This window comes from Streptomyces sp. NPDC043861 (genome assembly GCF_056435905.1).
In genome coordinates this window covers 161,223-183,863 of sequence record NZ_JBWKDP010000009.1, presented here as the reverse complement: position 1 = coordinate 183,863, position 22,641 = coordinate 161,223, and the positions used below count along the sequence as shown (strand labels likewise).

Sequence of the window (22,641 nt, the reverse complement as noted above, 5' to 3'; positions counted from 1 at the left end):
GGGGCGCAATGTCTGATCTTCCCCGGAAGGCGGTCACCCGTACCGCCAAGTTGGCGGCACTGCCACTTGGCTTCGCCGGCCGCGCCACCTGGGGCCTGGGCAAGCGGATAGGGGGCAAGTCTGCGGAGATCGTGGCCAGGGAGCTGCAACAGCGGACGGCGGAGCAGCTGTTCAAGGTGCTCGGTGAGCTCAAGGGTGGCGCGATGAAGTTCGGGCAGGCCATGTCCGTCTTCGAGTCGGCGCTTCCCGAAGAGGTCGCCGGTCCCTACCGTGCCGCGCTGACCAAGCTTCAGGACGCGGCTCCCCCCATGCCGACGAGCACCGTCCATGACGTGCTGGTGCAGCGACTCGGCGAGGACTGGCGGGACCTGTTCCTGGAGTTCGAGGACAAGCCCGCTGCCGCGGCGTCGATCGGCCAGGTCCACCGGGCCGTCTGGCACGACGGGCGCGAGGTCGCGGTGAAGGTGCAGTACCCCGGGGCCGGCCAGGCACTGCTCTCCGACCTGTCCCAGTTGAGCCGGTTCGCCCGGCTGCTGGGTCCACTGATTCCGGGGATGGACATCAAGCCGCTGATCTCCGAGCTCCGGGACCGGGTCTCGGAGGAGCTGGACTACGGGCTGGAGGCACAGGCGCAGCGGGAGCACGCGGCCGTCTTCGCGGACGATCCCGATGTCGTGGTGCCTGATGTGGTCCACCAGGGGAACCAGGTGCTGGTGACCGAGTGGCTCGACGGGATACCGCTGGCCGAGGTGATCAACGACGGCACCCAGGAGCAGCGTGACCGCGCGGGCCAGTTGCTGGCTCGATTCCTCTTCTCCGGTCCCGCCCGCACGGGACTGCTGCATGCCGATCCGCACCCGGGGAACTTCCGGCTGCTGCCGGCGGCGGATGCGGACGAGGACGCAGAGGCGCCCGGGGCATGGAGGCTGGGGGTGCTGGACTTCGGCACCGTCGACAGGCTCCCGGGCGGGCTGCCGGGCACCATAGGCGAGTCGCTGCGGATGACCATCGAGGGCGAGGCCGAGGCGGTCTATGTGCTGCTGCGCGAGGAGGGCTTCGTCAAGGACTCGATCGATCTCGACCCGGATGCAGTGCTCGAATATCTGTTGCCGATCATCGAGCCGGCCGAAGCCGATGCGTTCACCTTCAGCCGAGGCTGGATGCGGAACCAGGCGGCCCGGATCGCCGATCCCCGCTCCCCCGCACACCAGTTGGGCAAGCAGCTCAATCTGCCGCCCGCGTATCTGCTGATCCACCGAGTGACGCTGAGCACCATAGGTGTGCTCTGCCAGCTCAATGCGACGGTGCGGCTCCGCGACGAGCTGGAGGCGTGGCTCCCGGGCTTTCTGCCGGAGGCCGAGACGGAGGAGGAGACTCTGGAGACGGGCGGGAAGGAACTGGCCGCGGAGGCCTGAGCAGCTGCCTGCACTGCGGCGGGACTCGGCGGCCCCCGACGGTTGTCCCTTGCCGTCGGGCGGCTATGACGATCCGTCATCCGTGGCCTCTGAGAGTGCACCTCGTCCGAGGGCCCTCACCACCAGGCGGAGTCGAGTCGTCCCTCGATGGCCCTGATATTGGCTCGGGCGCAGTCGTCGCAGAAGTAGTGGCGCCGACCGTTCTCCACGGAGCAGGTCCAGGTCGGTGGGGTGCCTTCGGCGACTTTGCCGCACCGGGAACACACCACGTTCTCGGCACCCGGACGGACAGGGTGATGAGTCTGCTGGTCCACCTCGTGACGATAACCCCGTACGGGGCGAGCCGCAGGGACAACGCACCGGCGGGGACGACGCGCCGCGGGGGCCGGTCCATCCGGACCGGCCCCCGCGGTGGGAGTGGAGCACAGCACGTACCGTCGGCCGTCGGTCAGGACATGACGGCCATGGCCAGCGCGCGGCGGGCACGCATCGACGCGCGCTCGGCACGCCTCTGCATACGCCGAGCGGCGACCAGGCGCGCAGCCTGGCGGTCCGACTCGGCTTCCCGCAAGCGCTGATGCATATGGGCACGTGCCAGGGCTTCTGGGATGAGTTGCATTTCGCGGGTCCTGTTCTGACGCGAGGCGTTCGCGCCGATGGTGGTGACAGCTGGGGTGGCGGAGCCGGACGGCTCGCTGGCGGAAGAGGTCATCGGGGCCTGCTTCTGGGGATCGTGCTTGAGGGGGCGGTCGATGGTTCCGGAGACGTTCATGCCGTGACCGGGTTCTTGCGCGGGCGACCACGCGGCCGCTTCCGGGCGACGACGACACCCTGGACGAAGAGCTCGCCGCCCCAAACGCCCCACGGCTCACGCCGCTCCTTGGCGCCCGCGAGGCAGGCCTCCATCAGAGGGCAGGTCCGGCAAAGGGACTTGGCGTACTCGACATCGGCCGGCGACTCGGCGAAGAAGACCTCCGGGTCGAAGGAACGGCAGGGGACGGGCACGCCGAGGTTCTCGATGGCGTCGTCGAGCGCGGTCAGCGCAGTGAGCGGAGTCAAGGTGGAGTCCTCCGTGAGGCCGGGCGGGGGGATCGTGTCGGAAGGCGGTACGGACGGGGCGTGCGCTTCGAGTTGCACGGTGGTGTTTTCCTCGTCTTGTCGGTCCGGCCTGTTGGCCGGGCTTCTGCTGGTACCGGGTCTTGCTGGTCCCGAGGCCCCTTCGCTCTGTTTCCTCATCGGGGAAAACAGAAGGGCCGCGGATCCCTGGTGGGGTTCCGCGGCCCTGAAGGCGCCGGCCTGATTCTGGATCAGGCTGGATCACTCCAGGGTTCGAGCCCACGGAAGGCCCACATCGTGTGGTGCTGCGTCGTCTGCTTCTTGGTGCCGGCACTGGCCGCCGCAAAGGCGTAGGCCTTGGCCTCTGCCTTTGCTACTGCTGCTTCCAGTGCCTTGGTCGGTCGCTCATTGCGCTCCCGGACGGGCAGACCCGCAGGGAAGGAGACCGGAAGCACGGCCGAGAGGCCGGACAGACCGGTGCCAATGAACGCCGAACCGGAGAGGCCGAGCGAGCAGGCGGAGACGACCGAGCGATCGGTCATTTTGGCGGTGCGGATGAAGCTGGTGTTGATGCTGATCACTGGAATCGCCTCCTCTCGGCGTCTCTGGGACCGGCCAAGGCCGATCGCGTATTCGGATAAGTACAGCACGAGAGCAGGGCTTCGGAGAAGCCGCCGTTCCCGTGGTTAAGAACCTATGGGGATGACCAGGGCGGGCGCAAACTATTTTTTCGACGAGTTTGTATCAGTCGTCCTCCTCACTTCTCCCAACCTCCTGACCTGCACAGATGGTCAGGACATCGGCTCCGAAGCGCTCCAACTTGCGTCCGCCGACCCCCGAGATGCCAGACAGCTCACCCTCGTTGGCGGGCACGGCCTCCGCGATCGCCATCAGAGTCTTGTCGGTGAAGACGCAGTAGGCGGGCTGGCCCAGCTCCCTGGCCTGCTCGGCGCGCCAGTCGCGCAGCCGCTCGTACAGGGCCTCGTCCATGTCGGAGGGACAGTCCTCACAGCGCATCAGCTTCATCTCACCCGCGTCGGTGAGCGTCTTGCCGCACACCCGGCACAGCACCGGCCCGCGTCGCTTGCGCCGTCCGGAGGAGCCACTGCCGCGCTCGATGCCACCGGCACCGCCCGCCGAGCCCGCGCCGACCGCAGCCGAACCCGGCCGCAGCCCGGCGAGAAAACGGGTGGGGCGCCGGGAGGCCCGGCCGCCGGGAGAACGGGAGAGGGCCCAGGACAGCGACAGGTGGAGCCGGGCACGGGTCACCCCGACATAGAGCAGCCGTCGCTCCTCCTCCACCTGCTCATCCGTCTTGGCATAGGTGATCGGCATCATGCCCTCGGTGAGACCCACCAGGAACACGGCATCCCATTCCAGTCCCTTGGCGGAGTGGAGCGAGGCGAGCGTGACGCCCTGGACGGTGGGGGCGTGCTGGGCGGCCGCCCGCTCGTCGAGCTCGGCAACGAGATCGGCGAGGGTCGCCGCCGGCTTGACGGCGGCGAAGTCCTCCGCGAGGCGGACCAGCGAGGCCAGCGACTCCCAGCGGTCACGGACGGCGCCGGAACCGACCGGGGGCTCGGTCGTCCAGCCCTTGGTGGAGAGCACCGCGCGCACCTGGGAGGGCAGGTCCTCGACATCGTCCAGCAGCGGGTCGTTCCCGCCGGCCCGGGCGGCGCCGCGCAGGGCGACCCCGGCCTCGCGCACTTCGGCACGCTCGAAGAACCGCTCGGCGCCGCGCAGCTGGTACGGCACACCGGCGTCGGCGAGGGCCTGCTCATAGACCTCGGACTGGGCGTTGACCCGGAAGAGCACCGCAATCTCGCCCGCCGGGACGCCCGAGGCAATCAGGTCGCGGATACGGCGGGCGGTGCCCTCCGCCTCGGCGGGCTCGTCCGCGTACTCCGTGTAGGCCGGCTCGGGGCCGGGGTCGCGCTGCGAGATCAGCTCAAGGCGGTGCTCGGCGGCCCGGCCGCGCGCCTGGCGCAGCAGTCCGTTGGCGAGGTGCACCACCTGGGGGGTCGAGCGGTAGTCGCGGACGAGCTTCACCACCGTGGCGTTCGGGTGGTGGGTGCGGAAGTTCAGCAGATGGTCGGGGGTGGCTCCGGTGAAGGAGTAGATCGTCTGGCTGGCGTCCCCGACGACGCACAGGCTCTCCCGGTCACCGAGCCAGAGTTCCAGCAACCGCTGCTGCAGCGGCGACACGTCCTGGTACTCGTCCACCACGAAGTGCTGGTACTGGCTGCGGATCTGGTCGGCGATGTCATGGCGGTCCTGGAGGATGCCAACCGTGAGCAGCAGGACGTCCTCGAAGTCGATCACCGAGCGATCACGCTTCAGCTGCTCGTACAGCGCATAGATCTGGCCAATCTCCGCCGGGTCACGAGGGGCGTCCCTGAGCGACTTGGCAACAGCCGCGGGATAGTCGGCCGGCACGGTCTGGGTGACCTTGGCCCACTCGATCTCGCTGGTCACATCCCTGAGCTCATTGCGGTCGAGCCGGATCCTGCAGCGGGCCGCGGCCTCGGCTACCAGCTGGATCTTCCGCTCCAGCAGCCTCGGCATCTCACCACCGACGACTTTCGGCCAGAAGTACTGGAGCTGACGCAGGGCCGCCGAGTGGAACGTGCGGGCCTGCACTCCGCCCGCGCCGAGCTGCCGCAGCCGGCCGCGCATCTCCCCGGCCGCGCGGTTGGTGAACGTCACGGCCAGCACACTCGCCGGCTGCAATATCCCCGCCCGCACTCCGTAGGCGATGCGATGGGTGATCGCCCGTGTCTTGCCCGTACCGGCGCCCGCCAGGACGCACACCGGACCGGCCAGGGCCGTGGCGACCTCGCGCTGCTCGGGGTCGAGCCCGTCGAGCACCGCGTCCGCCGACTCGGGGACCTGAGGGAAGAGAGTGGAGTGCGTTGCTGCTGTCACCCCGCCATGCTGCCAGGTCCCATGAGATCATCGGGACGCTTGTCCACAGGGCGGCAGGACCGGTCGTACCAATGCGGGAATGACGAAGGTGCCGCGTACGTTCGAGTACCCGGACACCCCACGAGCCGGGGACGCCTCACGACCGGAAACGGGAGAAGAAGATGCAGGGATCTCTGACGATGTACAGCACGACCTGGTGCGGCTACTGCCGTCGGCTGAAGAGCCAGCTGGACCGGGAAGGCATCTCATACGTCGAGGTCAACATCGAGGACGACCCGAAGTCGGCCGCATTCGTGGAGCAGGCCAACGGCGGCAACCAGACCGTTCCCACGGTCCTGGTCGTCCCCCAGGGCGGTGGCGAGAACATCGTCATGACGAACCCGAGCCTGGCCCAGGTGAAGCAGGCCCTCGCGAGCTGACCCGGCCACTCAGCGCTGCGCCCCCTCCGGTCCGATCACCGGTGGGGGCGCCGCTGTCACTGGAGAGATGTGCGGCGTCGAGGGGTGCAGCGCAGGAGAGGTAGAGCACAGGAGAGGTCCAGCGCGGAGGAGCGCCGTGGGTCGGGGACGGCACTGCTCCGGTGGAACGGCGCCTGCTCCCATCGGCGGCCGAGCCGACGCCACCACCGGCCGGGTACCGGCAACCGCGCAAGCGGGCGGGTCCCGGCAACCGCGCAGGCGGGCCGGCCCCGGCCGCGCAAGTCCCATCGGGGGAGAGCCCGGCCATCCAAGGGGTGACCGGCACGGTGCGACCGAGTGAGGCCGGGCGGTTCATGGGAGTCATTCCTTCATGACCACCACGATGCACGCCGTGCGCGCCCACAGACGGGGCGGCCCGGAACAGTTCGTCTACGAATCTGCCCCGCGTCCCGAACCGTCTCCGGGCGAGGTGCTCGTCGCCGTACGGGCGGCCTCCATCACCGCCGGTGAACTCGAATGGGACGCCACCTGGACCGACAGCTTCGACGGCACGGGCCGGGACCGTACACCGACCGTGCCCTCGCACGAGGTGTCCGGCGTCGTGGCCGCCGTCGGTACCGGGGTCACGGACCTCGCCACCGGCGACGAGGTCTACGGCCTGATCCCGTTCACCCGCGACGGCGCGGCCGCCGAGTACGTCACGGTCCCGGCGAAGATGCTGGCCTCCAAGCCTGCCCTGCTGGACCACGACCAGACCGCGGCCGTACCGCTCGCCGCGCTCACCGCGTGGCAGGCGCTCGTCGACCACGCCGCAATGGAACAGGGACAGCACGTGCTGGTCCACGGGGGCGCCGGAGGCGTGGGCACCTTCGCCGTTCAGATGGCCGTTGCGCTGGGCGGGCAGGTGACCGCCACCGCCTCGGCACACAACCGTGACTTCGTCGCCGGGCTCGGGGCGCACCGGGTCATCGACTACGCGTCCGAACGCTTCGAGGATCTGGTGCAGGACGCCGATGTGGTGCTCGACCTGGTCGGTGGCGAGACGCTCGACCGCTCCTGGCCCACGCTCCGCCCGGGCGGAATCCTGATCAGCATCGTGCAGCCGCCGGACCCGGAGAAGGCCGCCGCGCACGGGGTACGCGCGCTCTTCTTCATCGTCCAGCCCGACCGGGCCGGACTGGTGGCCATCACCGAGCTGATCGACGAGGGCAGGCTGAGGCCTGTGGTGGACCGTGTGGTGCCACTCACCGAGGCACGTGCGGCCTACGAGGCGCTTGCGACGGAGCACCCGCGCGGCAAGGTGGTTCTGCACGTCGAGCACGGAGTGACCGGCTGACGGCAGCCCGGCCCGGCGCGCAGCACGGCCCTCCGGCCGGGCCACGACCCCCTGTCCGCGTCCCCAACCTCACAGGGCAATACACCTAGCTAGGGCCTCTCGTTCGGATCTTGCCGGGCCCGCGTGCCCCGGCACACCGATCCAGCCTGATCCAAACGAAAGACCCTAGGCCGCCGAACCCGGACGGGGCAGAGGCTTGCCATACCAGAGTTCGATGAGGCGGGCGGCGATCGAGATGCCGTAGGGAGGCAGCACCTCACCCGACTCGAAGGCGGCCCGCAGGTCCTCCCGTGAGAACCAGCGCGCCTCGTGGATCTCCTCACCGTCGACCTGGATCTCCGACGAGGTGGCACGCGCCATGAAGCCCAGCATCAGACTGGAGGGGAAGGGCCAGGGCTGGCTGGCGACGTACTCGACCTCGCCCACGGTGACGCCCGCCTCCTCGTACACCTCTCGGATCACCGACTGCTCGATGGACTCACCCGGCTCGACGAAGCCCGCGAGCGTCGAGAAGCGCCCCTCCGGCCAGTGCACCTGACGGCCCAGCAGTGCCCGGTCCTCCTCGTCGGTGACCAGCATGATCACAGCGGGATCGGTGCGCGGATAGTGTTCGGCGCCGCAGGCCGGGCAGCGCCGGATGTGCCCGGCGGCCGCGATGACCGTGCGTTCGCCGCAGCGGGAGCAGAAGCGGTGGAGCCGCTGCCAGTTCTCCAGAGCGACCGCGTGCACCATCAGGCCCGCGTCGCGCGGGGAGAGGAGCAGCCCGGCCTCGCGCAGCCCGGCCGGACGCGCCGACTGGTCCATGCGCCCGGGCAGGGCGTCCTTCTGCAGGGCAAAGTAGCTGACGCCGTCCTCGTCGGTACCCAGGAAGTAGCGGTGGGTCTCGGTGACGGGCGCTTCGAAGGCCGGGGTCATGACGAGCTCGGTCCCGCCGTCGGCGGTGTCGTCGATGAGCACCTGTCCGCCGGAGACCACGAACACCCGTGTCATCGGGTGGCTCCACGCCGCCGCCAGCCAGGCCTCGTCGAGCCGGTGATGCGCCGCGCGGTCGATGCCGCTCGGTGCGGTGAGGCTGATCGGACGCCCGTCGGCGACGTGATTGAAGGTGCTCACGTGTACTTCCCACTCCCCCGGGTCTGCGGTGATCTGTCAGCGGAGGGCGACGGCCAGGTCGCCCCATAGATACGCGGTGGCTTCCACGCCCTTGAGCAGCAGGTCCAGCTCGACCTTCTCGTTGGGTGCGTGCCATCCGTCGGACGGTACGGAGATACCCAGGAACAGCACGGGTGCACCGAGGACGTCCTGAAGATCGGCGGCCGGGCCCGAGCCGCCCTCGCGCGTGAAGCGGATCTTCGCGCCGTCGAAGGCACGGCTCATGGACCTTGCGACCGACTGGAGCGCAGGGTGGTCCAGCGGTGTCAGACACGGACGGGTCGGTGCACCGAAGGTGATCTCATGGCGGATTCCGGCGGGGACCAGGGATGCGAGCCAGTCCCCCACCGCCTTCTCGATACGGTCCGGTTCCTGGCCCGCGACCAGGCGGAAGGAGAGCTTCAGCTGGGCGGAGGACGGAATGATGGTCTTTCCGCCGGGGCCCTGGTAGCCGCCGCCGATGCCGTTGACCTCGGCGGTCGGCCTGGCCCAGATGCGCTCCAGGGTGGAGTGTCCGGCCTCGCCGAGCGTCGCGTGCGACTTGGCCGTACGAAGCCACTCGGACTCGTCGAACGGCAGCTCCGCGAGAAGCTCACGCTCGGTGCCGGTCAGCTCCGCGACGCCGTCGTAGAAGCCGGGGATCGCCACGCGTTCGTTCTCGTCGTGCAGCGCCGCGACCACACGGGCGGCGACGGTGGCCGGGTTGGGCACCGCGCCTCCGAAGGAGCCCGAGTGGATGTCCTGGTCGGGGCCGTACAGCACGATCTCGCAGTCGGCGACGCCGCGCATTCCGGTACAGACGGTCGGGGTGGTCTCGGACCACATGCCCGTGTCGGAGACGATCACGGCGTCGGCGGCGAGGCGGTCCTGCCGGTCTTCCACAAGGCCGCGGAAGTGGGGCGAACCGGACTCCTCCTCGCCCTCGACGAGCAGCTTCAGATTGACCGCGGGGGTGGTGCGGCCCGTGGCGGCGAGGTGGGCGCGTACGCCCAGGGTGTGGAAGAAGACCTGCCCCTTGTCGTCGGCTGCGCCCCGCGCATACATCCGGCCGTCCTTGACGACAGGCTCGAACGGGTCGGTGTGCCAGCCGTCCTCACGAGCAGCGGGCTGCACATCGTGGTGACCGTAGACGAGCACGGTCGGCGCGTCCGCCTCGTCCGACGGCCACTCGGCGAAGACGGCCGGAGCACCCGGGGCTGCCCCCGGCGAAGCCGGGGGGACCTCCCAGACCTCGGCGGTCGGGAAGCCGGTCTCCTTGAGTTTCGCCGCCAGCCATTCGGCGCTGCGCCGTACGTCCGCGCCGTGCTCGGGCTGGGCCGAGACGGACGGGATACGCAGCCACTCGGCGAGGTCGTCGAGGAAGGCGGCGCGGTGCTGCCCTATGTACGTACGGACGGCGCTGTCCGGGGTGTCGCTCATGGTCCCGAGCCTATCCGGCGCGCGGGGGCGCGTTCGCCGGACCGGTCACTCGCGGGCCCCGGGGCCTGCTCCGCCCCGTCGGCCTGCTCGGTTCCCCCGGCCGGGTCCCGGTCGTGGACCGGGTCCTCGAGCAGGATGCGCTCGAGGCCGGCCCGGTCCGGCAGGCCGTCGGGGCGGACGATCTCCCCCGTGCGCACATAGAGGAAGGCTGCGGCAACGGATTCCGGCGGGAGCCCGTGCTGCTCGGCCCAGGCGAGGCGGTAGACGGCCAGCTGGAGGGGGTCGGCGTCGCGCGTACGGCTGGTCTTCCAGTCCACGATCTCGAACATGCCGCTGGCCTCGTCGCGGTACACGGCGTCGATACGGCCCCTGATGACGCGACCGGCCAAGGTGAGCTGGATCGGCACCTCCACGCGGTACGGGGTACGGCGTGCGTACGGAGTCCGCTCGAACGCCTCCTTGAGCACAGCGAGGTCACGCTCGTCGGCGATCTCCGCCTCGTCCGGGTCCTCCGGATCACGGCCGGGCAGCTCGTCGGGCCCGAGCATGGGCAGCGGCAGCTCCTCGAACCTCGACTCCACCCAGGCGTGGAACCGGGTGCCCCGGCGCGCCGCCCGCTGCGGGGGCCGCGGCATGGGCCGGGCCAGCTCCTGGGCGAAGCCGTCGGGGTCGGCGGCAAGACGCAGCAGCTGGGAGGCGGAGAGCGCGGGAGGTACCGGGACGTCGCGCACGGACGCGCGGGCGCGACGGAGCTCGGCGGTGAGCGCATCGAGATCGCGGTCCCAGGAGTCGACGGTGCGGGCGTCCTCGGGGGTGAGGAGCCCGGGAGCACGCCGCTGGGCCGGGAGGCGGGGGCGGCCGGCCGGATCGGGATCCGGGGCCGAACCCGATTCGGTCACCGGCTCGGGCTCGGGTTCCGATTCCGATTCCGGCTCGGGCTCGGGCTCGGGTTCCGGCTCGGGCTCGGGTTCCGGCTCGGCCTCCCGCTCGGGCTCCGGGGCATCGGGTGGCCAGAGCTCGTCCGGCCAGGGCTCCTCGTCGGGTTCGGTGAGCTCGTCCGGCCACAGGTCCTCCTCGGCCGCCGCCGGAGCGGCTCCGTGGCCGGTCCCTGCGCCGGGGGGAACGGGCTCCGTGAGGTCGGACTCCCTGAGGTCGGGCTCCCGGAGAGCGGCGAGGTGGGCCAGCACGGTGTCCGCGGCGGCACGGCGGCGGACCATCGCCGTGGGGTCGAGTGGCAGCGGCCATGCATGCTCCGCCGCAGTCTCCCTGAGTGCCGGGTTCTCCGCGTCCTCGTCCGGCTCGTCGGCCCATGCCTCGATCTCGCCGAAGCCTGCCACGCAGTGGTCGTACAGGGCGTTCAGGAACGCGGACGGGCCCCGGCGGCGCTTCTGGGTGGGCCCCCACCAGTGGGACGAGCCCAGAAGGAGGGAGCGGGGGCGGGTGAAGGTGACATAGCCCAGGCGGAGTTCCTCGATGTGCTGGTGGTCCTTCATGTCCGCCTTGAACGCCTTGAGGCCTTTCGCGTCCCAGGACGTGATGACCGGAAGCGTGTCGGCGTCGCCGCGCAGCGCATGCGGCAGGACCTTCGCCTGGGCGGTCCAGGATTCACGGGAGCGGGTGCTCGGGAACTGGTCCGCGACGAGCCCGGGGACGGCGACGACATCCCATTCGAGCCCCTTCGACTTGTGGGCGGTGAGGACCTTCACCGTGTTCTCGCCACCGGGCAGCGCGTTGTCCAGGCCCTTCTCGTACTGCTCGGCCGTGCGCAGGAAGCCCAGGAAGGCGAGCAGGGTCGCCTCGCCGTCCAGGGAGGCGAAGGATGCCGCGGTGTCCATGAAGTTCGCGAGGGTCTCACGGCGGCGCGCGGCCAGGGCGTGCGGGGAGGCGGAGAGTTCGACCTCCAGACCTGTGGTGGCGAGGACCCGGTGCAGGATGTCCATGAGGGGGTCGGCGAGGGAGCGCCGCAGGTCGCGCAGTTCCTGCGCGAGGCGGGCGAAGCGGACGCGGGCCTCGGCCGAGAACGGAAGACCGTCGTCCGGTCCACCGGGCTCCAGAAAGGTGTCGAGAGCGTCGGCCAGCGAGACCACTTCGGCGGGGTCGGTGCCTTCGACCGCGGCGGCCAGTCGCCGGTCGGGGTCCGTGCCGTCGTCCTCCTCCCGCGCGCGATGGACCAGGATGCGCGCGCGGCGGCCCAGCAGCGCGAGATCGCGGGGGCCGATGCGCCAGCGCGGACCCGTGAGCAGCCGTACGAGCGAGGCGTTCGCCCCGGGGTCCTGCAGCACCTCGCAGACGGCGACCAGGTCGGCGACCTCCGGCAGGTGGAGCAGCCCGGAGAGACCGACGACCTCCACGGGGACGTCACGGGCGACGAGCGCGCCCTGGATCTCGGCGAAGTCCCCGGCCGTGCGGCACAGGACCGCGATCCCGCCCGGCTCCTTGCCCGTACGGACGAGGTGGGCGATCGAGTCGGCGAGCCACTCGATCTCCTCCTCGTGGGTGGGGAGCAGCGCGATCCGCACGGAACCGTCACGCTCGGCGCCGGGCGCGGGCCGCAGGGCCTCGACTCCTTCGTGCATCGCTCTCAGCGGCTCGGCGAGGCCGTTCGCGAGATCGAGGAGACGGCCGCCGCTGCGGCGGTTCTCGCTGAGGGAGAAGCGGGTGGCGGGGCTGCCGTCCGCGAACGGGAAGTGCTCCGGGAAGTCGTCCAGGTTGGCCACGGACGCACCGCGCCACCCGTAGATGGCCTGGCAGGGGTCGCCGACCGCGGTCACTGCATGGCCCGTGCCCTCCCCGAGGGCTCCGTCCTGGGGAGACCTCTTGCCGAACAGGCCCGAGAGCAGCAGCCGCTGGGCAACGGAGGTGTCCTGGTACTCGTCGAGCAGGACGACCCGGAATTCGTCGCGCAGGATGCGGCTCACCTCGGGGCGGGTGAGCGCGAGCTCGGCGGACAGTGCGATCTGGTCGCCGAAGTCCAGGAGATCGCGCGCCTGCTTCGCGGCGCGGTAGCGGACGACGAGGTCCAGCAGCTCACGCCGGGCGGCTGCGGCCTCGGGGACCTTGCGCAGGTCGGCGTTGGTGAGTTCGGCGGACTCCAGGGCGCGCAGGAGCTCGGAGTCGTGGGCGGAGAGCAGCTCGGGACGCACAAGGTGTTCGGCCAGCTCCGCGTCCAGCGCGAGCAGATCGCTGACCAGCGCGGGGAAGGACTTGGTCAGCGCGGGATACGGCCCGGGGGCCTCGCGCAGCACACGGGCGGCGAGCTGGAAGCGGGTGGCGTCCGCGAGGAGCCGCGACGTGGGCTCCAGGCCGATGCGCAGGCCGTGGTCGGTGAGGAGCTGCCCGGCGAACGCGTGGTAGGTGGAGATGCGCGGTTCGCCCGGGGGGTTGTCCGGGTCGATGACGTCCGGATCGGTGACGCCGGCCCGTACGAGCGCCGTACGGACGCGCTCGGCGAGCTCACCGGCCGCCTTGTTCGTGAACGTCAGGCCGAGGACCTGCTCCGGGGCGACCTGTCCGGTGCCCACGAGCCACACCACACGGGCGGCCATCACCGTCGTCTTTCCCGAACCGGCTCCGGCCACGATGGCCTGCGGGGCAGGCGGTGCCGTGATGCAGGCCGTCTGCTCCGGGGTGAACGGGATGCCGAGGAGCTCCTTGAGCTGCTCGGGGTCGGTGATACGTGCGGACACCCCAGAGAGGCTAACCGGCCCCGCCGACAGTCCCGCCCGCTCCTCACTCCACGACGTGACGCCCTTCGGGCTGCGCACTGCACGAGGCCCGGAAGGCGCACCGACCGCAGTGGGTGCCTGCCGTGGGGGTGAACCGTTCGTCGAGGACACGTCCGGCCGCGGTGGCGAGCAGGTCGCCGATCCATTCGCCGGAGACGGGTTGCTGCGCCTGGATCCTCGGCAGGGCGTCCCCGCCCTCCTTCTTCGGGGCGGGCTGGCGCAGCTGGACGAGCTCGGCCCCGCCGGGCTCGGGGCGGCGGCCGTCGAAGGCCTCGTCCACCGCGCCCTCGCGGACCGCGAGTTGGTAGACGGCGAGCTGCGGATGGTGCGCGACCTCGTCCCTGGTGGGAGCCTGCTTCCCGGTCTTGAAGTCGACGACGTAGGCACGGCCCTGCTCGTCCAGCTCCACCCGGTCCATGGAGCCGCGGATCCGTACCTGGTACCCGCCCGCCTCAAGGGTGACGTCGAAGTCCTGCTCGGTGGCGGCGGGGGTACGGCCTCCCCGGTCCATCACATGCCAGCGCAGGAAGCGTTCGAGTGCGGTGCGCGCGTGCTCCTTCTCCTGCGCGGATTTCCATGGGGCGTCGAAGGCGAGGGCGTCCCAGACGGAGTCGAGGCGCTCCATCAGGACGGCGAGATCGGCGGGCGTGCGACCGGATGCGACCTCGTCGGCGAGCACATGGACCACATTGCCGAAACCCTGGGCGGCGGTGGCGGGGGCGTCGGCCCTGACCTCGCGGCCCAGGAACCACTGCAGCGCACAGGTGCCGGCCAGCTTCTCGAGCGAACTGGGCGAGAGCGCGACCGGATGGTCCCGGTCACGGAGCGGCACGCTGCTGCGGGTGGGTTCGTGCAGGCCCCACCAGCGGTACGGATGTGCCGCCGGGACCAGCGGCTGGCCCTCGTCGTCGGTGAGGGCGGCGAGGCGGGCAAGACGCCGGGCCGCCGCATCACGCAGTTCCTCGGACGCTCCCGGGTCGACGGTCGTGGCGCGCAGTTCGGCGACGAGCGGGGCGACGGCGAGGGGACGGCGGGGGCGGCCGGTGATGTCCTTCGGTTCGGTGCCCAGTTCGGTGAGGAAGCGGGAGGGCTGGTCGCCGTCGTCGGCGGGCGCCTTGACGGCGGTGACGACGAGACGATGGCGGGCACGGGTGGCCGCCACGTAGAAGAGGCGGCGCTCCTCGGCGAGGAGGGCGCCGGGGGTGAGCGGTTCGGCGAGGCCGTCGCGGCCGATGCGGTCGGCCTCCAGGAGCGAGCCGCGGCGGCGCAGATCGGGCCAGAGCCCCTCCTGGACTCCGGCGACGACGACCAGACCCCATTCGAGGCCCTTGGAACGGTGCGCGGTCATGAGCCGCACGGCCGCGGGGCGGACGGCGCGCCGGGTGAGGGTGTCGGCGGCGATGTCCTGCGCCTCCAGTTCCTCGATGAAGTTGAGTGCGCCGCGGCCGCCGGTGCGCTCCTCGGCGCGGGCGGCGGTCTCGAAGAGGGCGCAGACGGCATCGAGGTCGCGGTCGGCGTTGCGGCCCGCGGTGCCGCCGCGGAGGGAGGCGCGCTGGAGGCGCTGTGGCCAGGAGGTGCCGTTCCAGAGCTCCCATAGGGCCTCTTCGGCGGTGCCGCCGCCGTCGAGGAGCTCGCGTGCCTTGCGCAGGAGTGCGCCGAGGCGCTGTGCGCCGCGGGCGTAGGAGGGGTCATGTGTGGTGAGCCGCTCGGGCTCGGCGAGGGCACGGGCGATGAGGGTGTCGGACGGCGGTGGTACGCGACGGCCCGCGGCCCGCTCCTCGTCGCGGAGGGCGCGGCCGAGGCGGCGGAGGTCGGCGGTGTCCATACCGCCGAGGGGGGAGGTGAGGAGGGCGATGGCGGTCTCGGGGTCGAGGGGCGGTGCCGACCGGGTGCCGGACCCGTCTGCCGGCTGGTCGCCGTCCTCGCGTCGTGTTCCCCCGTCGCCGGGTGCGTCCGCGAGGTCGTCCTGCTGCGGTGCGTCCGCTCCCGGTCCGGGCTGCTGCGTTCGGAGCTCCGGTGCCGTGTGTGCGCTGTCGCCCCCCTCGCCCCGCGCCCCCTCGCCGCCCGGCCCCGTACCGGTTGCTGCGCCCTCGGCCGACGCAGCACCGTCACCGCCCGGGGCGGCCGGAGCCGGCCCGGACGCGGACGGCTCCTCGGCCTCCCGGACGGCCGGGCCGGGTACGGCCGCGGTGCGCAGGGCCGTCAGAAGGGGGGCCACCGCGGTCTCGTGGCGCAGGGGGATGTCGTCGCCGTCCGTCTCGACGGGGACCCCCGCGGCCATGAGTGCCCGGCGGGTGGCGGGGATGGTGCGGGCGCCGGCGCGGACGAGGACGGCCATGTCGTCCCAGGGGACGCCGTCCTCGAGGTGCGCGCGGCGGAGGATGTCCGCGATGTTGTCGGCCTCGGTGGAGGCCGTGGGATACGTGTGCACCTCGACCCGGCCGCCCTCCCGCACGGCGGTCAGCCCACGGTGGGCACGGACCTTGTCGGCAGGCAGCCGGGGCAGCGGCATACGCTGGGTGAGCAGCCGGGTCGCGGACAGGAGCGCCGCACCGGAACGCCGGGACGTGGTGAGCACCGCGACCGGCGCCGGGCGGCCGTCCGTACGCGGGAACGCCTCGGGAAAGTCGAGGATGCCGTTCACGTCCGCGCCCCGGAACGTGTAGATCGACTGGTCCGGGTCGCCGAAGGCGAGCAGGGTGCGTCCGCCCCCGGCGAGCTCCCGTAGCAGCCGGACCTGGGCCGGGTCGGTGTCCTGGTACTCGTCCACGAAGACGGCGTCATAGCCGGGAAGGGTGACGTTCCGGGCCAGCAGCACGGCCCGGTGGACCAGTTCCGCGTAGTCGATCACGCCCTGCATGTCGAGCACGTCCAGGTACTCGGCCAGGAACGCGGCCGCCGCCCCCCAGTCGGGCCGGCCCGTGCGCGCGGCGAAAGCGGCCAGGGAGTCCGGGCCGAGGCCCAGCTCCCGGGTGCGGGCGAGCACCGCGCGCACCTCGTCGGCGAACCCTCGTGTGGTGAGACAGGCGCGCAGTTCGTCGGGCCAGCGGACCCGCCCGGGCAGGCCGCCGCGCTCCAGGTCCGGCTGCCCGGCCAGCAGCTCACGCACCGCCACGTCCTGCTCGGGACCCGACAGCAGCCGCAGCGGCTCGGCGAACAGCTCCGCTTCCTGGTGGGCGCGGACCAGCGCGTAGCAGTACGAGTGGAAGGTGGTTGCCTGTGGTGCCCGCGCCCCGCCCACCCGCCGGGCCATCCGGTCACGCAGCTCGACCGCGGCCTTGCGGCTGAAGGTGAGCACCAGCAGACGTTCGGGGTCGGCGCCCCGGGCGATCCGTGCCGCCACCGCCTCGACCAGCGTCGTGGTCTTCCCCGTGCCCGGGCCCGCCAGAACCAGCAGCGGTCCGCGCGCATGGTCAACCACCGCGCGCTGGGGTGCGTCCAGGAGAGGGGGATCCACCGGGGCCGGCGTGGTACGCACCAGTCGGTACGCGCCCGGAGTCCGCTCCCCGCGCCCTTGCGGGCGTGGGGGGACCCCCTGCCGTACCCGACGGTGCGGTGTACGCCCGGTGGTGGAGGAGGAACTCACGTGGATCGCCGGTCCTGGTGGGTGTGCTGGTGGTGAGGGGTCCGGGGCCGGTGCGCAAGCGCGGGCCGCGTGGGTGCGGAGGTGCCGAAGACGGTTCCGTCGACGCTACGCCAGGTGCCACCGGCGTCGCAGGGAGTCCGCCCCGGACCGCTGCGGGTACTCCGAACGAGGTTTGTACGAGTCATCGCACCGCCGAATGGCGGAAGCTGTCAGGTGTGAGCTCCTGTGTCCGTCGCGTCCGCGACGCCGTCCCAGCGCGCCCGCCGTATGTCGAGGCGGGGCGCATGGCCGCGCGGGGCCTCCCGCAGCGGAGTGCCCTCGACACGGTAGTGCTCCAGCGCGCTCGGCTCGTGCCCGGGCAGGAGTACCCCGTCCGCACGAACCACGCGCCACCACGGCACCCCGCCCCCGAACAGCGCCATGACACGGCCGACCTGGCGCGGACCGCCCTCACCGAGCCACTCCGCGACATCTCCGTAGGTCATGACGCGACCGGGCGGGATACGCTCGGCGGCGTCGAGCACCCGCTCCGCGTATTCCGGCAGTTCCGGCTCTTCCGGCACATCGCCGCCCGTCCGGTCCGGCACGTCATCGCTCATCCGGCCCATCCTGCACCATGGCTCCGACAACGGGCAGGCACCCTGATGCCCCCCTCACCCGTTGCGACATGCCACCATCATGCGGGCGGTGACTGGTGATACGAGATCAAGAAGAGACCGACACGGCGAAGGAGCGGGGCGTGCAGCCAGCGGCAGCGGCGAGCACCTCCGGCTCGGAGCCGCGCCCGGAAACGCGCCGGCGGGGCCTCGGTGAGGACGCCGGTGGCGAGCCGGACGCGCCCGGGGCGAGTGGCCCCGACGAGTCCGGCACCCCGGACACCACCCGGCAGGACGCAGTCGGCGAGGCCGCGCCCGGTGCACCCCGCACGACCGCCCCGGACCCGTCCGGCACCCTGAACCCGTCCGGCACGGGTGCCGGCGGTCCCGACGCGGCCGTCGCACATGCCCAGGACGGCCCCCAGGACGGCCCCCAGGACGGGCAGAGGACGCGTGGGACCGGTCATCCCGAGCCCGCCGAGGGCCCGCACACAGCCGCTCACCCGCCCGGCGCCGACCGCGGCGAGGCCACCGCCGCCGAACGCGTGTCGGGCGACGAGCCTCTGCTGCCCGCCCGTGTGCACCGCCCCTCCGATCTGACGCGGCTGCTGACCGGCGTTCTCGCGATCGTCGTCGTCCTCGGCGTCGCCGCCTTCGCCCACGGCACCACGACCGGCCTGGAATCGGACATCTCCAAGGGCACCGGCCAGGCCCCCGACGTGCTGGTCAAGCTCGCCGGCCTGGTCTCCAGCATCGCCGTGCTCCTCGTCCCCGTCGCCTTCGCCATCGAGCGGCTGATCAAACGGGACGGCCTGCGGATCGCGGACGGCGTCCTCGCCGCCGTGCTCGCTCACGGTGTGACCCTCGCCACCGACCTCTGGGTGGCCGAGGCCGCTCCCGGGCAGATCCAGGACGCGCTGACCCAGCCGCAGACGGGCGGTGGGCTCACCGACCCGGTCCACGGCTACCTCGCCCCCGTCATCGCCTACATGACGGCCGTCGGCATGGCCCGACGTCCGCGCTGGCGCGTGGCGCTCTGGGGCGTTCTGCTGCTCGACGCCTTCGCCATGCTGGTCGCGGGCTACACCACCCCGTTCTCGATCATCCTCACCGTGCTGATCGGCTGGACCGTCGCCTACGGCACGCTCTATGCGGTGGGCTCCCCGAACGTACGGCCCACGGGGCAGACCCTGCTCGCGGGTCTGCGCCATGTCGGTTTCCGCCCGGTCACGGCCATGCGGGCCGAGGACGTGCCGGACTCCCCCGCCGGCGCCGCCGGGGGGAGCGCCGGCGACAACGGCGACCGCGGCCGCCGCTACCTGGTCACCCTGGAGGACGGTCCCCCGCTCGATGTCACCGTCGTCGACCGTGAGCAGCAGGCGCAGGGCTACTTCTACCGGGTGTGGCGCCGGCTGACGCTGCGCGGCATCACCACACGTCGCTCCATCCAGTCGCTGCGCCAGGCACTGGAGCAGGAGGCACTGCTCGCGTACGCCGCGATCGCCGCCGGGGCCAACGCACCCAAACTGATCGCCACGTCCGAGCTCGGCCCGGACGCGGTGATGCTGGTGTACGAGCACCTCGGCGGCCACTCGCTGGACTCGCTGCCCGACGACGAGATCACCGACGACCTGGTGCGAGGCGCGTTCGTGCAGATGCGTGCATTGCAGTCGCGGCGTATCGCACACCGCAGGCTCACGGGCGACGCGATTCTGGTGGATCGTTCCGGCAATGTGGTGCTGACGGACCTGCGCGGCGGTGAGATCGCGGCCGGCGATGTGGTGCTGCGCATGGACACCGCCCAGCTGCTGACCACCGTCGGCCTGCGGGTGGGCGCCGAGCGCGCGGTGGCCGCGGCCGTCGAGGTGCTCGGCACGGATGCGGTGGCGGACTGTCTCCCGCTGCTCCAGCCGATCGCCCTGAGCCGTTCCACCCGGGCGACCCTGCGCCGACTCGGGCGGGAGCGTTCGCAGCGTGAGCGCGAGGCGGTGCTGGCGGCGGCCGAAGCGGCCAAGCAGACCAGGGCCGAAGCGGCCGCCGAAGCCGGTGAGGAGGACGGGAGCAGCAGGAAGGCCACCCGCAAGTCGCTGCGCGCCGAGAAGCAGGCCGAGAAGCGGGCCATGGACGAGGCGCTGGACGAAGCACGCGAGGAGGATCTGCTCGCCCAGATCCGTCACGAGGTGCTGCGGATCCGGCCGCAGGCACCCGTCGAACCGGCCAGGCTGGAGCGGATCAGACCGCGCACCCTGCTCAGTCTGATCGCCGGGGCCATCGCGGCCTACTTCCTGTTGTCGCAGCTCACGAGGACCGACCTCACGGTGGTCAGCCAGGCGCACTGGGGCTGGGTGGCCGCGGCGGTCCTCTTCTCGGCGCTGAGCTATCTCGCGGCCGCGATGAGCCTGCTGGGATTCGTACCGGAGCGGGTGTCCTTCCTGCGGACGATCGTGGCGCAGATCGCGGGCTCGTTCGTGAAGATCGTCGCCCCGGCCGCCGTCGGCGGAGTCGCACTCAACACCCGCTTCCTCCAGCGCTCCGGCGTCCGCCCCGGGCTCGCCGTGGCGAGCGTGGGGGCCTCGCAGCTCTTCGGGCTCGGCGCACACATCATGCTGCTGCTCGCCTTCGGCTATCTCACGGGCACGGAGAAGACCTCCTCGTTCACACCGTCCAGGACCGTCATCGCGGGTCTGCTGACCGTGGCCGTGCTGGTGCTGGTGGTGACCGCGATCCCGTTCCTGCGGAAGTTCGTCTCGACGCGGCTGCGGTCGCTGTTCGCCGGCGTCGTCCCCCGCATGCTGGACGTGCTCCAGCGGCCGATGAAACTGATCACGGGCATCGGCGGGATGCTGCTGCTGACGGGTACGTTCGTGATGTGCCTGGACGCGTCGATCCGGGCCTTCGACAACGGCACCCAGCAGCTCAGCTACGCCAGCCTCGCCGTGGTGTTCCTCGCGGGCAACGCCCTGGGGTCGGCGGCGCCGACACCGGGCGGTGTGGGTGCCGTCGAGGGCGCGCTGACCTTCGGTCTGATCGCCGTGGGACTGCCCCCCGAGGTCGCGGCCCCCGCCGTGCTGCTCTACCGCCTGATGACGCTGTGGCTGCCGGTGCTGCCGGGGTGGGTGTGCTTCAACCAACTCACCCGTAAGGGCGCGCTCTGACGACGGCCGGCCCTGCCGTGGGGAGGGGGCCGGCGCCGGCCGCGGACGTGCCGGCACGGGCCGCCGCCGACAGGCGGACCGCCGCGGAACGCCGCACGATGGGCTCATGCCGACCTCGTCTCCCGACTGCCCCGGTTCCGCCGGCTCCTCGGCCGCCCGGCGCGCCGGTACCGCCCTGGCCGCCGCGACCGCCGCGGTGCTGCTGGTCACCGCCGGCTGCTCGGACTCCGGCAGCGGAGGTGGCGGTGAGGAGGAACAGGGCCGCGACCTCGGCGCCCAGAAGCTGGACTGGGAACCGTGTCCGCCTCCCTCGGAGGCGGAGGGCGGTGGTCAGGCGCCCTCGCCGCTGCCCGGCGGAACGAAGTGGGAGTGCGCCTTCATGGACGTACCGCGCGACTACGCCGACCCGGACGGCGAGACCCTCGAGCTGGCCCTCATCCGTGCGAAGGCCCGTGACCAGTCCCGGCGGATCGGCTCCCTGATCTTCAACTTCGGCGGTCCCGGCGGCTCCGGGGTCAGCGCCCTGCCCGCCTCCGCCAAGGACTACGAGAAGCTGCGCGAACGCTACGACCTGGTGAGCTTCGACCCGCGTGGCGTCGGCCGCAGCGAGCCCGTCGAGTGCGCCGACAACAGACAGCTCGACGAGTACTACGCCCAGGACGCCACCCCGGACACCCCCGCCGAGGAGGCGGCGTACCAGGACCGGCTCCAGTGGTACGCATCGGGCTGCAAGAAGAACTCCGGCGAGGACCTGCCGTACGTCGGCACCACGAACGCCGCACGCGACATGGATCTGATGCGGCAGGTACTGGGTGACGACAAGCTCCACTACCTGGGGTTCTCCTACGGCACGGAGCTCGGCGGCGTGTATGCGCACCTGTTCCCCAAGAACGTCGGCCGGGCCGTCTTCGACGCCGTCGTCGACCCCACGGGCAGCGCGGAACAGGGCTCGCTCGGCCAGGCCAAGGGCTTCCAGCTGGCACTCGACAACTTCGCCGCGGACTGTGTTGCGCGCGGTGACGACTGCCGGCTGCCGGGCAGCACCCCGCAGGAGATCGAGCAGTTCGTCATCGACCTGCTCGCGCGGCTCGAGAAGAAGCCGATCCCCGCTGTGGGCGACCGCGAACTGACCCAGACCCAGGCGACGAACGGCATCGCGCAGACCCTTTACTCCAAGGAGTTCTGGCCGCTGCTGGAGCAGGGCCTCGACGAGGCGGACGGCGGCAACGGCGCGCTGCTCCTCGCCTTCTCCGACGCGATGAACGGACGCGACCCGCAGGGCCACTACAGCAACATCCAGGCGGCCAACGCGGCGATCAACTGCGTCGACTTCAAGGAGCGGTACTCCATGGAGCAGACGAAGGCCGCGCTCCCCGAGTTCCGCAAGGTCTCACCGGTGTTCGGCGACTATCTCGGCTGGGGCCTGATGGGCTGCAGCGAGTGGCCGGTGCCGGGCCAGTGGGAGAACCCGGACGTGAGCGCGCCCGGAGCGGCCCCCATCCTCGTCATCGGCAACACCGGAGACCCTGCGACGCCCTACGAGGGCGCCAGGGCCATGGCCGAGGAGCTCGGCAAGGGCGTGGGAATCGAGATGACCTACCGCGGCGAGGGCCACGGGGCGTACGGCAGCGGGAGCGCCTGTGTGCAGTCCGCCGTGGACAAGTACCTCCTGGACGGCAAGGTCCCGGCGGCCGGGACCGTGTGCCAGTGACCCGCTGCGGCCGGAGAACCGGCACACCCACCCCCTTCACCCCGGCTCTGTTCGCTGTCGTCCCCTGAACGGGAGCCGGTTCCCCGATCACCGACTGCTGCGCGAACTCATCGGTGGACGCGGTCCTTTGGAGCGCAGTCACTTCG

At 71.7% G+C, this 22,641-nt stretch carries 15 protein-coding genes; 5 read left to right on the top strand and 10 right to left on the bottom strand.

The features are described 5' to 3' along the window. The first annotated feature begins 8 nt into the window (after positions 1 to 8). Complete coding sequence (locus AC068D_RS21725; RefSeq protein ID WP_478824671.1) at positions 9 to 1,415, top strand: ABC1 kinase family protein; 1,407 nt, start codon at positions 9 to 11, stop codon at positions 1,413 to 1,415. 116 nt (positions 1,416 to 1,531) lie between these two features. Here AC068D_RS21725 and AC068D_RS21720 read toward each other — a convergent pair whose 3' ends face one another. From AC068D_RS21720 to AC068D_RS21700, 5 genes are all read right to left on the bottom strand, one after another. Continuing rightward, positions 1,532 to 1,729, bottom strand: coding sequence for a hypothetical protein (locus AC068D_RS21720; RefSeq protein ID WP_478824670.1), 198 nt, complete (start codon positions 1,727 to 1,729; stop codon positions 1,532 to 1,534). A 134-nt stretch (positions 1,730 to 1,863) separates the two neighbouring features. Continuing rightward, positions 1,864 to 2,187: a hypothetical protein gene (locus AC068D_RS21715; protein ID WP_478824669.1), complete on the bottom strand. Its 324-nt coding sequence runs from the start codon at positions 2,185 to 2,187 to the stop codon at positions 1,864 to 1,866. Continuing rightward, positions 2,184 to 2,552 (bottom strand): WhiB family transcriptional regulator, encoded by a 369-nt coding sequence (locus AC068D_RS21710; protein ID WP_478824668.1) that lies wholly within the window; start codon positions 2,550 to 2,552, stop codon positions 2,184 to 2,186. The genes AC068D_RS21715 and AC068D_RS21710 overlap by 4 nt, the downstream gene beginning before the upstream one ends. 170 nt (positions 2,553 to 2,722) lie before the next feature. Beyond that, entirely contained in the window at positions 2,723 to 3,052 is a 330-nt protein-coding gene (locus AC068D_RS21705) for a hypothetical protein (RefSeq protein WP_478824667.1), read from the bottom strand. A 163-nt stretch (positions 3,053 to 3,215) separates the two neighbouring features. Beyond that, positions 3,216 to 5,396 (bottom strand): ATP-dependent DNA helicase UvrD2, encoded by a 2,181-nt coding sequence (locus tag AC068D_RS21700; protein WP_478824666.1) that lies wholly within the window; start codon positions 5,394 to 5,396, stop codon positions 3,216 to 3,218. Positions 5,397 to 5,557: 161 nt separating this feature from the next. On the opposite strand from AC068D_RS21700, the gene AC068D_RS21695 reads away from it, so the two are divergent. Together AC068D_RS21695 and AC068D_RS21690 are read left to right on the top strand one after the other, a co-directional pair. Then, positions 5,558 to 5,815 carry a glutaredoxin domain-containing protein gene (locus AC068D_RS21695; RefSeq protein ID WP_478824665.1) on the top strand — a complete coding sequence of 86 codons (258 nt, stop codon included), beginning with the start codon at positions 5,558 to 5,560 and terminating at the stop codon, positions 5,813 to 5,815. Positions 5,816 to 6,185: 370 nt separating this feature from the next. Then, positions 6,186 to 7,151: an NADP-dependent oxidoreductase gene (locus AC068D_RS21690; protein ID WP_478824664.1), complete on the top strand. Its 966-nt coding sequence runs from the start codon at positions 6,186 to 6,188 to the stop codon at positions 7,149 to 7,151. A gap of 165 nt (positions 7,152 to 7,316) precedes the next feature. Here the strand turns inward: AC068D_RS21690 and nudC are convergent, their stop codons facing one another. From nudC to AC068D_RS21665, 5 genes are all read right to left on the bottom strand, one after another. Continuing rightward, complete coding sequence (gene nudC, locus AC068D_RS21685; RefSeq protein ID WP_478824663.1) at positions 7,317 to 8,264, bottom strand: NAD(+) diphosphatase; 948 nt, start codon at positions 8,262 to 8,264, stop codon at positions 7,317 to 7,319. A gap of 36 nt (positions 8,265 to 8,300) precedes the next feature. Beyond that, a complete protein-coding gene (locus AC068D_RS21680; RefSeq protein ID WP_478824662.1) occupies positions 8,301 to 9,722 on the bottom strand; it encodes a dipeptidase in 1,422 nt (473 codons plus the stop codon). Continuing rightward, on the bottom strand, positions 9,719 to 13,408 hold the full coding sequence (locus AC068D_RS21675) for a UvrD-helicase domain-containing protein (protein WP_478824661.1): 3,690 nt from the start codon (positions 13,406 to 13,408) through the stop codon (positions 9,719 to 9,721). The genes AC068D_RS21680 and AC068D_RS21675 overlap by 4 nt, the downstream gene beginning before the upstream one ends. 43 nt (positions 13,409 to 13,451) lie before the next feature. Further along, entirely contained in the window at positions 13,452 to 17,033 is a 3,582-nt protein-coding gene (locus AC068D_RS21670; protein WP_478824660.1) for an ATP-dependent helicase, read from the bottom strand. A gap of 209 nt (positions 17,034 to 17,242) precedes the next feature. Continuing rightward, complete coding sequence (locus tag AC068D_RS21665; RefSeq protein WP_478824659.1) at positions 17,243 to 17,632, bottom strand: MGMT family protein; 390 nt, start codon at positions 17,630 to 17,632, stop codon at positions 17,243 to 17,245. Between the two features lie 95 nt (positions 17,633 to 17,727). Between AC068D_RS21665 and AC068D_RS21660 the strand changes: the two genes are divergently transcribed. Both AC068D_RS21660 and AC068D_RS21655 read left to right on the top strand, forming a co-directional pair. Then, positions 17,728 to 20,784 carry a lysylphosphatidylglycerol synthase domain-containing protein gene (locus AC068D_RS21660; protein WP_478824658.1) on the top strand — a complete coding sequence of 1,019 codons (3,057 nt, stop codon included), beginning with the start codon at positions 17,728 to 17,730 and terminating at the stop codon, positions 20,782 to 20,784. Positions 20,785 to 20,890: 106 nt separating this feature from the next. Continuing rightward, positions 20,891 to 22,495 carry an alpha/beta hydrolase gene (locus AC068D_RS21655; protein WP_478824657.1) on the top strand — a complete coding sequence of 535 codons (1,605 nt, stop codon included), beginning with the start codon at positions 20,891 to 20,893 and terminating at the stop codon, positions 22,493 to 22,495. Positions 22,496 to 22,641 lie beyond the last annotated feature (146 nt).

Coding starts and splice junctions, on each gene's coding strand:
- AC068D_RS21725 (WP_478824671.1), top strand. CDS start 9: ATGTCTGATCTTCCCCGGAAGGCGGTCACCCGTACCGCCAAGTTGGCG.
- AC068D_RS21715 (WP_478824669.1), bottom strand. CDS start 2,187: ATGAACGTCTCCGGAACCATCGACCGCCCCCTCAAGCACGATCCCCAG.
- AC068D_RS21695 (WP_478824665.1), top strand. CDS start 5,558: ATGCAGGGATCTCTGACGATGTACAGCACGACCTGGTGCGGCTACTGC.
- AC068D_RS21690 (WP_478824664.1), top strand. CDS start 6,186: ATGACCACCACGATGCACGCCGTGCGCGCCCACAGACGGGGCGGCCCG.
- AC068D_RS21680 (WP_478824662.1), bottom strand. CDS start 9,722: ATGAGCGACACCCCGGACAGCGCCGTCCGTACGTACATAGGGCAGCAC.
- AC068D_RS21665 (WP_478824659.1), bottom strand. CDS start 17,632: ATGAGCGATGACGTGCCGGACCGGACGGGCGGCGATGTGCCGGAAGAG.
- AC068D_RS21655 (WP_478824657.1), top strand. CDS start 20,891: ATGCCGACCTCGTCTCCCGACTGCCCCGGTTCCGCCGGCTCCTCGGCC.